This window comes from Streptomyces sp. NPDC102514 (genome assembly GCF_055584525.1).
The window spans coordinates 1-13,877 of record NZ_JBVJLW010000041.1; the positions used below are offsets into that span (position 1 = coordinate 1).

The following is a 13,877-nucleotide window of genomic DNA, read 5'->3' on the forward strand; positions in this document are numbered from 1 at the left end:
GGGCGAGTTGATTGCGGACCTCGCTCGGTATGCGCATACCACACCAACGACGCAGAGACCGTGAAGCAACGTGTTGATTCTTTACGAGCCCTAAGCGGAAGCCGAGTTCGCCTTCAGAGGCGTCGTTTCTTCGAACGCTCATCGAACGCAAGGCCAAAGCTCTGCCCATCCTCCGCCGAAAGGCGGCCGAATGCCCCTTTCCTGTGAGGAGGAAACCTGTTGAAGATTGTCGCGCCCTCATACCGCCGGGTACAGTCGCCGCACTGCTCTGCCAGCCCCTGTTGTCGAGGCGAAAGAGAAGTTGGTGAACGACCGTCACCCGTCGGGGACCGTAACTCCCCCGGCCCCGGCTCCCGATGCCGCCTCGGCGCATTACGCGTCCCATGGTCGGCAGGGGGTCCAGTACGGCGACTTCACCACGTACGACGGATATCCCGCCACCGGTTTTGACCCGGCCGCGACCGGCTCGTACGGCACGACAGGTGGTTACGAGATGACGGGCGGCTACGCCACGAACACGTTCGACACCGACCCCCTCTTCGGCGATCTGCCCGGCAACGGAAGCGGAACCGACGGGAGCGGCGGCGGGACGGGTTCGTACGCCACCACGACCGGCGCGCCCCAGAGCGGTAACTGGACCGATTCCACCGGCAGTCACCAGACGTTGAACACCGATTCCACCGGCAGTCACCAGACGTTGAACTACGACCCGTACGCGGCCCAGCACCACGCCGCCTACGAGACCGGCAGCTACGACACGAGCGGTGTCTGGCCGGATTCCGGTTATCAGCAGCTCGGCGAGATCCCGACGCAGGGCACGAGCCCCGACGGCACCGGGCAGTGGGACGCGAACGCCTGGCACCAGGCCGAGCAGCCCGATCCCACCCAGCAGTGGACGGCGCCGACCTTCGAAACGGGCACGTACGACGCCACTGCGTGGAACTCGGACGGCGGCGAGCAGCCCCAGCCCCACACCCAGTTCCACCCGCAGACGCAGCACGAGTCCTACGAACTGCACGAGTCGCACGAGCAGCAGGACGCGTACGACCAGCGGGAGTCGTTCCACCAGCAGGCCACCGCCACGTTCGAGCAGGTGCCGTTCGATGAACGGGTGACCGCACAGGGCGAGTTCAAACACTCCGGCGACCCCTATGCCGACTCCCTCGCCGACGCGGACCCCGACGCTCACGCCCGCTCCCACGATCATGATCACGCCGACGACGAGCCCGAGCTGCTCGACGGCGTCGAGGAGATCACTCCCGTCGCTTCCGGCGCACCGGCCTCCCGGGCCGGGTCCCGCGCGGCGAACCGTTCCGCTTCCCGGTCGCGCCGCCGCACACCGCCCAAGCGTTCCGCGCTCCTGACGATCGCCGTGCCGTCGGCCTGTGTGATGGGTGTCGCCGGTATCGCCGCCGCGTCCGTGACCGGTGGCGACGGCGGGGACGACGTCCAGACCACGGCCGCCGCGCCCGATGCGAGCGTCGTGAAGCCGACGGCCGCGAACAACAAGCTGGACGCCCAGCTCCAGAGCCTCTCCGCGGACGCGGACGACTTCGCGGACCGGGCGAGCCGTACGCAGGAACGTATCGACTTGAAGGCCGAGCAGGCCGCCGAGAAGCAGAAGGCAGTGGCCGAGGCGGCCCGCAAGGAGCGGCTGCGGCCGAAGTTCGCGCTGCCGGTCGCACGGCACGGGCTCAGCGCCTACTACGGCCAGGCCGGTATCAACTGGATGTCCGTGCACACCGGTATCGACTTCCCGGTCTCGTACGGCACGACGGTGATGGCCGCGACGGACGGAACCGTCCGTACGCAGTGGAACAGCGCCTACGGAAACATGATCATCGTGACGGCCAAGGACGGCACGGAGACCTGGTACTGCCACCTCTCCACGTACAAGGTCGCCTCGGGCACGGTCGTGAAGGCCGGCGACCCGATCGCGTACTCCGGGAACTCCGGCAACTCCACCGGCCCGCACCTCCACTTCGAGGTGCGCCCCGGCGGCGGTTCGGCGATCGACCCGCTCCCGTGGCTGCGCAGCCACAGCATCGACCCCACCTAGGGCCTGTCTGCACCTGCTCGGAAGGGCCCGGCACCGGCGCGGAAGCCGCCCGGTCGGCGGCTCCGCCCCTGCATCCCGTCCCGCTGCCTACAGCTTCTCCACCGGCGCGTACCGCAGCAGCAGGCGCTTGGGCTTCTCGCCGCCGAAGTCGACCGTCGCTTCCGAGTTCGCCCCCATGCCCTTCACCCCGACCACCGTGCCGAGGCCGAACTGGTCGTGGGTGACCCGGTCCCCGACCGCCAGCGACACCACCGGCTTCTCCGAGGAACCGCGCCGCGTCGCGAAGCCGGACGCGCCCGAGGCCGCCGAACGCGAGCGGGAGGAGGACAGGGAGGCCGCCACACCGCCGACCGGACCGGAGGCCACCGCTCCCATGGAACCCGTGCGCTTCCAGTCCAGATGTACCTCCGGGATCTCCTCCAGGAAGCGGGACGGCGGGTTGTACGAGGGCTGCCCCCACGCGCTGCGCATCGACGCCCGGGTCAGGTAGAGCCGCTCGCGCGCGCGGGTGATGCCCACGTACGCGAGGCGCCGCTCCTCCTCCAGCTCCTTGGTCTGGCCGAGGGCGCGCATGTGCGGGAACACGCCGTCCTCCATGCCGGTCAGGAAGACGACCGGGAATTCGAGGCCCTTGGCGGTGTGCAGGGTCATGAGGGTGATGACCCCGGAGCCGTCCTCGTCCTCGTCGGGGATCTGGTCGGAGTCGGCGACCAGGGCCACCCGCTCCAGGAAGGCGGCGAGCCCGGTCGGCGTACCGGCCTCGGCATCGGCATCGGCCGTATCAGCCTCGCCCTCGCCCTCGTTCGCTCCCGTGCCCGTGCCCGTGTCCGCGCCGCCGGCCGCCTCCTGCTCGAACTCCAGGGCCACGGAGGCGAGTTCCTGGAGGTTCTCGATGCGGGTCTCGTCCTGCGGGTCGGTGGAGGCCTGCAACTCGGCGAGGTAGCCGGTGCGTTCGAGGATCGCCTCCACGACGGTCGCCGGGCCCGCGCCGGACTCGACGATCGTCCGGAGGTCCTCCATCAGTGTGTTGAACCGCTTGACGGCGTTCGTCGAGCGGGCCGCCATGCCGTACGCCTCGTCGACGCGGCGCAGCGCCTGCGGGAAGCTGATCTTCTCGCGCTGGGAGAGCGCGTCGATCATCGCCTCGGCGCGGTCGCCGATGCCGCGCTTCGGCACGTTCAGGATGCGGCGCAGCGGTACGGAGTCCTCGGGGTTCGCGAGCACGCGGAGGTACGCGAGGACGTCCCGGACCTCTTTGCGCTCGTAGAAGCGGACGCCGCCGACGACCTTGTAGGGCAGGCCGACCCGGATGAAGATCTCTTCGAAGACACGGGACTGGGCGTTCGTACGGTAGAAGACGGCGACGTCGCCGGCCTTCGCGTCGCCCGCGTCGGTGAGACGGTCTATCTCCTCGGCGACGAACTGCGCCTCGTCGTGCTCGGTGTCGGCTACATAGCCCGTGATGCGCGCGCCCGCGCCCGCGTTCGTCCACAGGTTCTTCGGGCGGCGCGATTCGTTGCGCTCGATGACCGCGTTGGCGGCGGTCAGGATCGTCTGCGTGGAGCGGTAGTTCTGCTCCAGCAGGATCGTCGTCGCGTTCGGGTAGTCCTCCTCGAACTGGAGGATGTTGCGGATCGTCGCGCCGCGGAAAGCGTAGATCGACTGGTCGGCGTCACCGACGACGCACAGCTCGGCCGGCGGGAGGTCGTCCTCCCGCGGCGGTACGTCCTCGGGGTGCGCGACGGGGTCCGTGGCGCTGCCGACGAGCTCCCGGACGAGGGAGTACTGCGCGTGGTTCGTGTCCTGGTACTCGTCCACGAGGACGTGGCGGAAGCGGCGGCGGTAGTGCTCGGCGACGTCAGGGAAGGCGCGCAGGAGGTTGACCGTCGTCATGATCAGGTCGTCGAAGTCCAGCGCGTTCGCCTCGCGCAGCCGCGACTGGTACATCGCGTAGGCCTGGGCGGCGGTCTTCTCGAAGCCGTCGGAGGCCTGTGCGGCGAAGTCCTCCTCGTCGATCAGCTCGTTCTTCAGGTTCGAGATCTTGGCGCTGAAGGACTTCGGCGGGAAGCGCTTGGGGTCGAGGTCCAGGTCACGGCAGACCAGGGCCATGAGCCGCTTGCTGTCGGCGGCGTCGTAGATCGAGAACGACGACGTGAAGCCGAGCTTCTTGCTCTCGCGGCGCAGGATCCGTACGCAGGCGCTGTGGAAGGTCATCACCCACATCGCGTTGGCCCGCGGGCCCACGAGCTGCTCGACGCGCTCCTTCATCTCGCCCGCGGCCTTGTTCGTGAAGGTGATCGCGAGGATCTCGCCGGGGTGCACCTTGCGCTCGCCCAGCAGGTGCGCGATGCGGTGGGTGAGCACACGGGTCTTGCCGGAACCGGCGCCGGCCACGATGAGCAGGGGTGAGCCGTGGTGGACGACCGCCGCGCGCTGGTTCTCGTTCAGCCCGTCCAGGAGCGCGGCCGGGTCCACCAGGGGCCTCGGGGCGCCGTCGCGGTAGTAGGCGTCCCTGGGCCTGCTGGGAGGAGGCACGTCGAAGCGCCCGCCGAACAGGTCGTCCGGACCGTGGTCCGGCGCTTCGTCCTCGGGCGGCGGCGGGGGCTCTTCCTCGTGGGCCCGGGAGGGCTTGAGGTCCGCCAGGAAGCTGTCATCAAAGAGGCTGCTCATCGCTCTCCGAGTCTAGGCGCCCCCACTGACACCCGGCCGCCACCCCGGAAACTCGGCGGAATCCCGGGCGGGCGGCCAAGGGCAGAGCCTCACCCGTGATGAGTCCGCCACTACACAGGGTGGCCGGGACGGCGGCGGGACGGTGTGGCCGGGACGGCGGCGATGCGGTGTGCGGCGGTACCGCCACAGGGCGCTGATTTCGCCCCGCATCTGAACCGCGTACGGCTGGCCTCCGTATAACCGTGCGGAGACGGGGCGCACCAGACACCGCCTGATGGAGGTCACTCCCGAGCCGACCGGAACCGGCCCGTCGGCATGGGCGCCGCTCCGCGACGCGATCGACCCGCTCCCGCGCCCTTCGGGGACAACTCGGAGCAGATCATGACCAATTGACGTCGGCGGACGACACCCGTGGTCCAGGTCACGAAAATGTATCGGGCATATCGCACATCAAACTTCACAGGTGCCACACGTATTGGCTAACTTTCGCGTAGGCCGCTCGACCCGCACCGGCGAACAACGCCGGGCCGAGCGGGCTCCGCCGAATCCGGCATGCCCTCGTGGCCTCCGGAACCGGGGACCCAACCGATCCTGGGGTGAATCGGTCCGAACTCCCTCGTGGGACAAGGACCGTAGGGCAAACCTTCCGAAGCACTCGCCCGAACCCGACAGCTAACTCGGTAGGCGGATGACGGAAGGAGACGCCCTCGTGGCGCCACACCGCAAGTTGCGGCCCCCCAGTTCTCTGGGCCTGCGGACACCGGCCCTCGCCACCGCGGCCCTGACCTCGGTGGCCCTGCTCTCCCAGACGGCGGACGCCTCGCCGGCCGCGGAGCCCAGGCCCAGCACGGAGGAAGTCCAGAAGAAGATCGACGACCTCTACCAGCAGGCGGGCACGGCCACCGAGAAGTACAACGCCGCCAAGGAGAAGACCACCAAGCAGCGCAAGCGCGTCGCCACGCTCCTCGACGACGTGGCGCAGCGCACGGAGAAGCTCAACTCCGCGCGTGAGGCGCTCGGGACGTTCGCCGCGGCGCAGTACCGCACGGGAGCCTCCGCACCCGACAGCGCTTCCCTCCTCCTCGCGGACAACCCGCAGGACTACTTCGACCAGACCCAGCTGATGAACCGGCTGACCGCCCGCCAGAAGCAGGCCGTCGACGAGTACGTCACCGAGCGGGCCACCACGTCGAAGAAGCGGCAGGAGGCCTCCGAGGGCCTGGAGACGCTCACCACGACGCAGAGCACGCTGAAGACCTCCAAGGCGGACGTCCAGCGGAAGCTCGCCGAGGCGCGCGAGATCCTCTCGAAGCTGACCGCCGAGGAGAAGGCCCGCCTCGCCGCGATCGAGCGGAAGAAGCAGGAAGAGGCCCAGCGCAAGGCGGACGAGCTGGCGCGGCAGCAGGCGGCCGACGCGGAGCGCCAACGCCAGGAGACGGCGACGCAGGGCACGGGAACCGCCACGGGTTCAGGGGCGGGCACGGGTTCGGGGAGCACCTCGGGCTCGGACTCCGCCTCCTCCACCAAGGCCGCCAAGGCGCTGGCCTTCGCCCGCGCCCAGATCGGCAAGCCGTACGTCTGGGGCGCCAGCGGCCCCGGCTCGTACGACTGCTCCGGTCTGACCCAGGCCGCCTGGAAAGCCGCCGGTGTGACGCTCCCGCGCACCACCTGGGACCAGGTGGACACCGGCACGACGGTCTCCGTGGACAACGCCCAGCCCGGCGACCTGGTCTTCTTCTACGACGACATCAGCCACGTCGGCATCTACATCGGCGACGGCATGATGATCCACGCCCCGAAGCCGGGCGCGTACGTCCGCGAGGAGTCGATCTACTACATGCCGATCCACAGCGTGGTGCGGCCGGGCTAGCGCCCAGCTGCATCTGGACGGAACGCGGACGGGGTACGGCAGGCATGTGCCGTACCCCGTCCGCGTTCCGGACGGGCTTCCAGGCTTCCGCGGCGGCTTCCCGGGCAGTTTCCAGGGCGGTCTCCGGGGCGGTCGCTCAGGTCCAGAGCAGCGCGATGAAGATGTTCACCGTGGTCAGCCCGCCCACCAGGGCGAACAGGCCCTTCTCCACCTTCTCGTCGTCACGTTTGACGTAGACGAGGCCGAGGATCACGACCAGCAGGGCCAGCTTCACACCGATCTTGATGTTGTTGACGGTCTGGTCGTCGGCCTGGTTGAGGCCGACGAGGAGCGCGCCGGTGACCAGCATGGTCAGCGCGCCGTGGAGCATGGCGGGGGTGAAACGGGCCGTGCCGTCGCCCATGGCCTTCATCTGGGTGAGGAACCCGCCCAGCAGGGCGGCGATCCCGATGATGTGCAGGGCGACGAAGACATGAATGAGTACGTCCATGAGCCCGGACCCTAACCGGACGCCCGCACGCCGCCTCGCACCGGCCCGCGCCCCGGGTCTCTTGCGGGCCCCGGGCGGCGCCCATAGCACCGTCGCACGTGCCGCTCCCCCGTAACACGCCCATCGGTCACCGCACCACGCCAAGTCGCCCGCACCGGGCCCGGATCACGGTCGCACCCGGTCACCTCGTGGCCGACTGCCACCACTTCCGTACATGCCGTTACCACCGGCGCATCACGAGGTTTAGCGTCCTTCCCCAGGTGACCGGCTCCCCACCACAACCGCCCGGGCCAGGGCGGCAGTCGGCACCACCGCCAAGAGGTCCGGCGGCGGTCCGCTCCCCCTGTGCGGGCTGCCGCCGGACGTGCAACCAGCCCCTGAGGGCCACCGCCGTGGACGTACCAGTGCCTCGGCGGCTACGGAAGGAACGTGGATCGCACGTGGCAGCGCACCGCAAGCCCCGACAGCGCTCACTCGGCGGCGGTACGGCCCGCACCGCCTTCACCATCGCCCTCGCGGGCGCGGCGAGCGCGACCGGGTTCGACGGGACGGGGGTCGCCGCACCCGAGCTGACGCCGGCCCAGGTGAAGGCGAAGGTCGACAAGCTGTACCAGGAGGCGGAGGTCGCCACCGAGAAGTACAACGGCGCGAAGGAGAAGTCCACCAAGGCGGCCGGCCGGCTCGGCACGCTGCAGGACGAGGCCGCGCGCAAGACGGAACGGCTCAACTCCGAACGGGACGCGCTCGGTTCGCTGGCGACCGCCCAGTACCGGGACGGCGGCATCGATCCCGCGCTGGGGCTGATGCTCTCCTCGGACCCCGACCGGTATCTGGACGGCGCCGCGTTCGCCGAGCGGGCCGGCAGCAGGCAGGCCTCGGCGGTCTCCCGCGTACGCACACAGCTGCGCGACATCGAGCAGTTGCGCGGTGCCGCACACATCGAACTCACCTCGCTCAAAGCACGGCAGGCGGACCTCAAACGCCACAAGAAAACAGTCACCGGCAAGCTCGGCGAGGCACGCCAACTGCTGTCCCGGCTGCCGGACGCGGACCGGGCCCGCATCGGCGCGGACGACCCGGACACCGCCCGCGCCTCACGTTCCGGTGAGGCCGCGCGCGGGCTCGGCCAGGGCTCGTCCTCCACGACCGCGCCCAACTCCCGTGCGGCGGCTGCGGTCTCGTACGCCTACGGCAAGCTCGGCAGCCCCTATGTGTGGGGTGCCACCGGCCCCGACGCCTTCGACTGCTCGGGGCTGATGCAGGCCGCGTACCGCTCCGCGGGCATCTCGCTGCCCCGGACGACGTACGCGCAGATCAACGCGGGCCAGCGCGTCTCCCGTTCCGCGCTCCAGCCCGGTGACCTGGTGTTCTTCTACTCGGGCATCAGCCATGTGGGGATGTACGTGGGCAACGGGCAGATGATCCACGCGCCCAACCCGTCGGCTCCGGTACGGGTCGCGCCCGTCGACGAGATGCCGATCGCGGGGGCGACGCGGGTCGCGTGAGGCAGACCTCCCACCGCCCGGGCTCGACATCGGCCGGCTGTGGCTGTGGCGGCCGACCGTCGGCGGGCAGGCGTTACACCAGTCGTCGTGCCGTCGCCCACCGGGTCAGCTCGTGGCGGTTGGAGAGCTGGAGCTTTCGCAGGACCGCCGAGACATGGGACTCGACCGTCTTGACGGAGATGAAGAGCTGCTTGGCGATCTCCTTGTAGGCGTACCCGCGGGCGATGAGACGCAGCACCTCGCGCTCGCGCTGGGTGAGACGGTCGAGGTCCTCGTCGACCGGCGGGGCGTCGGTGGAGGCGAAGGCGTCGAGGACGAAGCCGGCCAGGCGGGGCGAGAAGACGGCGTCGCCGTCCTGGACACGGAAGACCGAGTCGACGAGATCCGTGCCGGTGATCGTCTTCGTCACGTAGCCGCGGGCGCCGCCCCGGATCACCCCGATGACGTCCTCCGCCGCGTCCGACACCGACAGCGCGAGGAACCGCACCGGCTGCTCCGGGTCGGCCATCAACGGCGAGCAGCGGCGCAGTACTTCGACACCGCCCCCGCCCGGGAGGTGCACGTCGAGCAGGACCACTTCGGGGCGGGTCGCCGTGATGACCGTGACCGCCTGGTCGACGTCCGCGGCCTCACCGACCACCTCGACGCCGGTCCGCTCGGTCTGCCCGATCTCCGCCTGGACTCCGGTACGGAACATGCGGTGGTCGTCGACGAGCACCACGCGCACCCGCCGCCCGGGCGCGGAAGCCGCCGGGTCCTCCGCCGAGCCCGCTCCGGCGTCCGGCCCGACTGCTCCGGCCGCTCCGGCCGCTCCGGTCGGTTCGTTCGCGTCGCTCATGTCTCCGCCCTCTCCATCTCCAGCTCGACCTCCGTGCCGCCGTCCGGCACCGCGCGCAGCCTGGCCGTACCGCCGTTGCGCTCCATGCGGCCGATGATCGATTCTCTGACGCCCATGCGGTCGGCGGGTATCGAGTCCAGGTCGAATCCGGGACCGCGGTCCCGGACCGACACGAAGACGGTCCTTCCCTCGACCTCGGCGAAGACCTGCACCGCGCCGCCGTCGCCACCGTACTTGGCCGCGTTCACCATGGCTTCCCTCGCGGCCTGCATCTGGGCGGCGGTCCTGTCGTCGAGCGGGCAGTCGCCGACGACCACGACCTCTATCGGAACGCCGTGCTTGTCCTCCACCTCCGCCGCGCTGCGCTTGACCGCCTCCGCGAGGGTGTCGGGCTCGTCCGCCTCGTCCTTGCCGGTGCCCTCCGGTTTGTAGAGCCAGTTGCGCAGGTCGCGCTCCTGGGCGCGGGCCAGGCGTCGGACCTCGCTCGCGTTCTCCGCGTTGCGTTGTATGAGTGTGAGGGTGTGCAGCACCGAGTCGTGGACGTGCGCGGCGACCTCGGCCCGCTCCTGGGCGCGGATGCGCATCAGGCGCTCCTCGGAGAGGTCCTGGGTCATGCGCACGAGGTACGGGCCCGCCAGCAGCGCTATCCCGACGAGGACGGCGAGCGCGGCCTGCAGGACCGAGCCCAGGTGGGCGGCGGAGCCCTGCAGCACGAATATCCCGGAGACCCCCGCGGCGACGAGCAGGACACCGGCCGCGGAGCGGAGCAGGCTGATCGTGCGCTTGCGGCGCCCCACCTCCATCCAGCGGGCCCGGCGGGCGTTGTCCGCCTGGCGCCAGACGAGGGCGACGCCCGCACCGACGAGGACGGTGGGCCAGAGGTAGGCCTTGGCGCCGCCGCTCAGGTCCACGTTCCCCACGAAGACCAGGGCCACGACGACCATCGCGAGCAGCGCGACGATCTGGCCCTTGTCGGGCTTGCGGGCCACGAGCCTGCGGCGGCCGTCGGGGGAGGTCTCGGTCGCGAGGGCGGGAGGCCGCTCGGCGTCCACGCCGCCCACGCCGAGCGGGACGAAGAACCAGAACGCCGCGTACAGCAGGGCTCCCAGGCCGTCCGCCATGAACAGGCCCGCGAAGACCAGCCGGACCCAGATCACGGGCAGGCCGAGATGCCCAGCGAGCCCCCGCGCCACGCCCCCGAGCCAGCGTCCGTCGCTGCTGCGGTAGAGCTTGCGCGGAGGCCGCGGGTCCTCGATGGTCAGGGCTGCGGCGTCCGGCATGCCATCGATGTTCACACGCCGGACGCCACCGGGCATCAGGGTCGACCCCCGAGACTCCCCTGATCTTCGATTCCGGGCTGCGGCGGGTGTGCGGGGGGCTGGCCACAGCGACCGGGGCTGTGTGGCTGGCCCAGGCGCCGATGGCCGAGCGGCCCAGGCACTGGCACTGGCCCTCGCGCGCGCGTGCGCGGTCCTGTGACGTGGTACCGCTCGGCTCGCACGCCGGGATCGCATGGCTCGGGTACCGGCGTCACCTATCTCAGGTGGCGGTGTCGCGGGCTCGGGCGCCGGGACTGCGTCGTCCAGACCCTCCGCTGCCACGTGGCTGGGGCTCTGGCGCCACACACCCCAGACACTTGCGTCGCGAGCCCGGGCCCGTCGCCCTGGCACCCCGTCGCCCGGCCGCCCCGGCCTCCGGCCCCCGTCGCCCTGCCGCGAACCTGGCTCGGGCGCAGGCACCAGCCAGCCAGACAGCGGCTGCCCAGACGCTGGCGCCCACGCCGCGTGACTCGGGCACCAGCGCCGTGCGGCTCGGGCGCCGACCCCGCAGACCGGTGCAGGCGCCGCGTCGCCCAGGGCCCCAAAGCCCCCGGCCCCCCCCAGTCCCCCGGCCCCGCGCCTGTCCAGACACCAGCACCCCACCACTCCGCCGCCCCACTACTCCGCTGGCCTGCCGCCCGGCGCCCGCCGCCGGCTGGGGGTCGTCTCGGGGCTGAATTCAGGGTTCGGCCAGGGTTGTTTCGACTGCCGCTGGGCCGTTGTGGCCGTCACCATGGACGTATGAGCGATCAGCAGCACGCCGCGGCGCATCCGGGGCCCGGGCCGGGCCCCGGCCCCGGCCCGAGTGCGGCCCCGGGTCCGGGCAGCGGGCCGCAGGACTCGGTGCCGACGGCCGACGGCCGGGCGGACGCACCGGCGCCGGCCGCGCCTGCCGCGCCCACCGCCGGTGAGGAGCCGCGTGCGCCCGAGGTTCCGCGCAGGTTCCGGCGCGACCGGCGGCACCGGATGCTCGGCGGTGTGTGCGCGGGGCTCGGGCGGCAGTGCGACATGGACCCGGTGATCTTCCGGATCGTGCTCGCGGTGCTCTCCGCGACCGGCGGCCTCGGCCTCATCTTCTACGGCTTCGCCTGGCTCTTCGTCCCGTACGACGACGAGGAGGAGAACGAGGTGCGCAAGCTCCTCACCGGCCGCGTCGACGGCCAGGCGCTGGCGGGCGTGCTGTTCGCCCTGGTCGGCTGCGGTGTGTTCCTCTCCATGCTGAACAACGCGAGCGTGCTCACCTTCGCGACGACGCTCTCGCTGCTCCTCTCGGGCGCCGGCTACTGGTCGCGGCAGCGCGGTACCGACGTCCCCGACCCGTCCCCCAGTTCCCGGGTGCGCTCGGGCCGGGGCGGGCCCATAGCCGCGCAGGCCGTCGCCGACGCCCCGCCCGAGGCGCAGGCGCCGCCCGTGCCCGGCGCCTTCCCCTCCTGGTGGCGGGAGCCCATCGTCAAGGACGGGACGTACGAGGGCGGCACGGGCTATCTGTGGGGCCCCAAGGCCACGTGGGACCGGGACATCGCGGCGGCGATCAGCATCGCGCACGGCGGCGGCTCCGACCGGGGCATACGGACGCGGGACACCAAGCCGCGCGGCCCCAGCGGGATCGGTGGCCGGGTGTTCCTGCTCGCCCTGATCGCGGGCGCGCTCGGTACGCGTCTCACCTGGGACGACCACACACTCGGCACCAGCCTGCAGACCGGCCTGGCCTGTGCGCTCGCCGTGTTCGGTCTGGGCATCGCGGTCAGCTCGTTCCGGGGGCGCACGGGAGCGGGGTCGATCTTCCTCGCGATCGTCACGGCGGGGCTGCTGGCCTGTTCGGCGGCGCTGCCGTCGGACATCACCACGCACTGGGAGCGGGTGGACTGGACACCGGCCACGGCGGCGGCCGTACAGGAGCGGTACGACCTCGGCACGGGTATCGGCACGCTCGATCTCAGCCGGATCGACCTCGGCAAGGGCCGGACCGTGACGACGAACGCCGAGGTGGGCATGGGGCAGCTCAAGGTCCTCATACCGAAGGACGTGACGGTGAGGCTGAACATCGAAGTGGGGGTCGGGGACATCCAGTTGCCGGGCGACGACAAGCAGGACGTGGACGTGGCTCCCGGCAAGCACAAGGAACTGACACTCACGCCGGCGGACGGGAGCAAGGACGGCGGCACGCTCGACCTCACCCTCGAAGTCGGCCTCGGACAGGCGGAGGTGGCCCGTGCGACATCATGAGTTCAAGCCGGGCAGGCTCATAGCGGGTCTCTTCCTGACCCTCACGGGTGTCGTCTACGCCGGCGACGCGGGCGGCCTCTGGGAGACCCCGTGGTTCGCGGTGATCCCGCTCGTCACGGGAGGTCTGTGCCTCGCCGCCGTCACGGGCAGCGTGTCCCACGGGATACGGCGTCGTCACCGCCGCGCGGTGCCCGCGCCGGACACCACGCACGCCCCGGGCTGACCACGGCCCCGGGCGCAGGCACCGGGGCGCCCCGGTGCCCAGTCCGAGCCGAGCCGACCGTTGCCCCACGCGACACCCGGTGGGGCCTGCATGCGCCCCAGCAGGTCTGCCGGCGCCTGCCTAGTAGGGCCTAGTAGGTGCCTGCCCTGCGCCTTCGGCGGGAGCGCAGTGTCGCGTCCACCGAGTACACGCCCGCTCCGGCCAGTACCAGGGGCAGCCAGGCCATCAGGTAGGGGAGGTCGTTGCCGTAGTAGTACGGGTCCGCGGCCCAGCTCATCGTCAGCCAGAGGCTGAGCGAGATCAGTGCCCCGCCGAGCGCGGCCAGGCGGGCCAGCAGGCCGATCAGGGTGCCGATGCCCACCGCGAGCTCGCCGAACGCGATGGCGTAGCCGAAACCGACGGGGTTCTTGAGAGAGAGGTCGATCAGGGCGGGGATCGCCGACGAATCACGGACCGCGCGCATCATGTCGCCGATGGAGCCGGCGCCCGAGTCGGACATGAACGCGCTGTCGGTGAGTTTGTCGAGCCCCGCGTAGATGAACGTGACGCCGAGGAAGACGCGCAGAGGCAGCAGCGCGTACCGCATCGCGGTGTCCCGCCAGTCGCCACCGCCGCCGTCGTCCGAGTATCCGGAGTGCGTGTCCATGCGCATGCCGTGAGCCATAGCCCTCCGCCAC

Annotated in this window: 10 protein-coding genes and 1 riboswitch; of the genes, 5 read left to right on the forward strand and 5 right to left on the reverse strand. The window is 71.0% G+C overall.

Features of this window, described 5'->3' with window-relative positions:
- Positions 1-304: 304 nt before the first annotated feature.
- Positions 305-2,059: a M23 family metallopeptidase gene (locus tag ACZ60E_RS44990; protein WP_469448136.1), complete on the forward strand. Its 1,755-nt coding sequence runs from the start codon at positions 305-307 to the stop codon at positions 2,057-2,059.
- 87 nt (positions 2,060-2,146) lie between these two features.
- On the opposite strand, the gene pcrA is transcribed toward ACZ60E_RS44990, so the two are convergent.
- A complete protein-coding gene (pcrA, locus tag ACZ60E_RS44995; protein ID WP_469448137.1) occupies positions 2,147-4,729 on the reverse strand; it encodes a DNA helicase PcrA in 2,583 nt (860 codons plus the stop codon).
- Positions 4,730-5,258: 529 nt separating this feature from the next.
- A riboswitch (cyclic di-AMP (ydaO/yuaA leader) is annotated at positions 5,259-5,431 on the forward strand.
- Between the two features lie 7 nt (positions 5,432-5,438).
- Here pcrA and ACZ60E_RS45000 point away from each other — a divergent pair.
- On the forward strand, positions 5,439-6,599 hold the full coding sequence (locus ACZ60E_RS45000; protein WP_469448138.1) for a C40 family peptidase: 1,161 nt from the start codon (positions 5,439-5,441) through the stop codon (positions 6,597-6,599).
- 136 nt (positions 6,600-6,735) lie between these two features.
- Here ACZ60E_RS45000 and ACZ60E_RS45005 read toward each other — a convergent pair whose 3' ends face one another.
- Entirely contained in the window at positions 6,736-7,089 is a 354-nt protein-coding gene (locus ACZ60E_RS45005; RefSeq protein WP_469448139.1) for a hypothetical protein, read from the reverse strand.
- Between the two features lie 440 nt (positions 7,090-7,529).
- On the opposite strand from ACZ60E_RS45005, the gene ACZ60E_RS45010 reads away from it, so the two are divergent.
- Complete coding sequence (locus ACZ60E_RS45010) at positions 7,530-8,594, forward strand: C40 family peptidase (RefSeq protein WP_469448140.1); 1,065 nt, start codon at positions 7,530-7,532, stop codon at positions 8,592-8,594.
- A gap of 73 nt (positions 8,595-8,667) precedes the next feature.
- Here the strand turns inward: ACZ60E_RS45010 and ACZ60E_RS45015 are convergent, their stop codons facing one another.
- Entirely contained in the window at positions 8,668-9,432 is a 765-nt protein-coding gene (locus ACZ60E_RS45015) for a LuxR C-terminal-related transcriptional regulator (protein ID WP_469448141.1), read from the reverse strand.
- Positions 9,429-10,712 carry an ATP-binding protein gene (locus ACZ60E_RS45020; protein WP_384800426.1) on the reverse strand — a complete coding sequence of 428 codons (1,284 nt, stop codon included), beginning with the start codon at positions 10,710-10,712 and terminating at the stop codon, positions 9,429-9,431. Before ACZ60E_RS45020 ends, ACZ60E_RS45015 begins: the two co-directional genes overlap by 4 nt.
- A gap of 780 nt (positions 10,713-11,492) precedes the next feature.
- Between ACZ60E_RS45020 and ACZ60E_RS45025 the strand changes: the two genes are divergently transcribed.
- Positions 11,493-12,977, forward strand: coding sequence for a PspC domain-containing protein (locus ACZ60E_RS45025; protein ID WP_469448142.1), 1,485 nt, complete (start codon positions 11,493-11,495; stop codon positions 12,975-12,977).
- Positions 12,964-13,200, forward strand: a complete 237-nt coding sequence (locus ACZ60E_RS45030; RefSeq protein ID WP_384800432.1) for a hypothetical protein — start codon at positions 12,964-12,966, stop codon at positions 13,198-13,200. The genes ACZ60E_RS45025 and ACZ60E_RS45030 overlap by 14 nt, the downstream gene beginning before the upstream one ends.
- A gap of 130 nt (positions 13,201-13,330) precedes the next feature.
- On the opposite strand, the gene ACZ60E_RS45035 is transcribed toward ACZ60E_RS45030, so the two are convergent.
- Positions 13,331-13,864 carry a DoxX family protein gene (locus ACZ60E_RS45035; protein WP_384800435.1) on the reverse strand — a complete coding sequence of 178 codons (534 nt, stop codon included), beginning with the start codon at positions 13,862-13,864 and terminating at the stop codon, positions 13,331-13,333.
- Between the last annotated feature and the right edge of the window lie 13 nt (positions 13,865-13,877).

What these genes read in the sequence shown, in the direction of transcription:
- pcrA (WP_469448137.1), bottom strand. Translation starts at nt 4,729, where the DNA reads ATGAGCAGCCTCTTTGATGACAGCTTCCTGGCGGACCTCAAGCCCTCC.
- ACZ60E_RS45005 (WP_469448139.1), bottom strand. Translation starts at nt 7,089, where the DNA reads ATGGACGTACTCATTCATGTCTTCGTCGCCCTGCACATCATCGGGATC.
- ACZ60E_RS45015 (WP_469448141.1), bottom strand. Translation starts at nt 9,432, where the DNA reads ATGAGCGACGCGAACGAACCGACCGGAGCGGCCGGAGCGGCCGGAGCA.
- ACZ60E_RS45020 (WP_384800426.1), bottom strand. Translation starts at nt 10,712, where the DNA reads ATGCCGGACGCCGCAGCCCTGACCATCGAGGACCCGCGGCCTCCGCGC.
- ACZ60E_RS45025 (WP_469448142.1), top strand. Translation starts at nt 11,493, where the DNA reads ATGAGCGATCAGCAGCACGCCGCGGCGCATCCGGGGCCCGGGCCGGGC.
- ACZ60E_RS45035 (WP_384800435.1), bottom strand. Translation starts at nt 13,864, where the DNA reads ATGGCTCACGGCATGCGCATGGACACGCACTCCGGATACTCGGACGAC.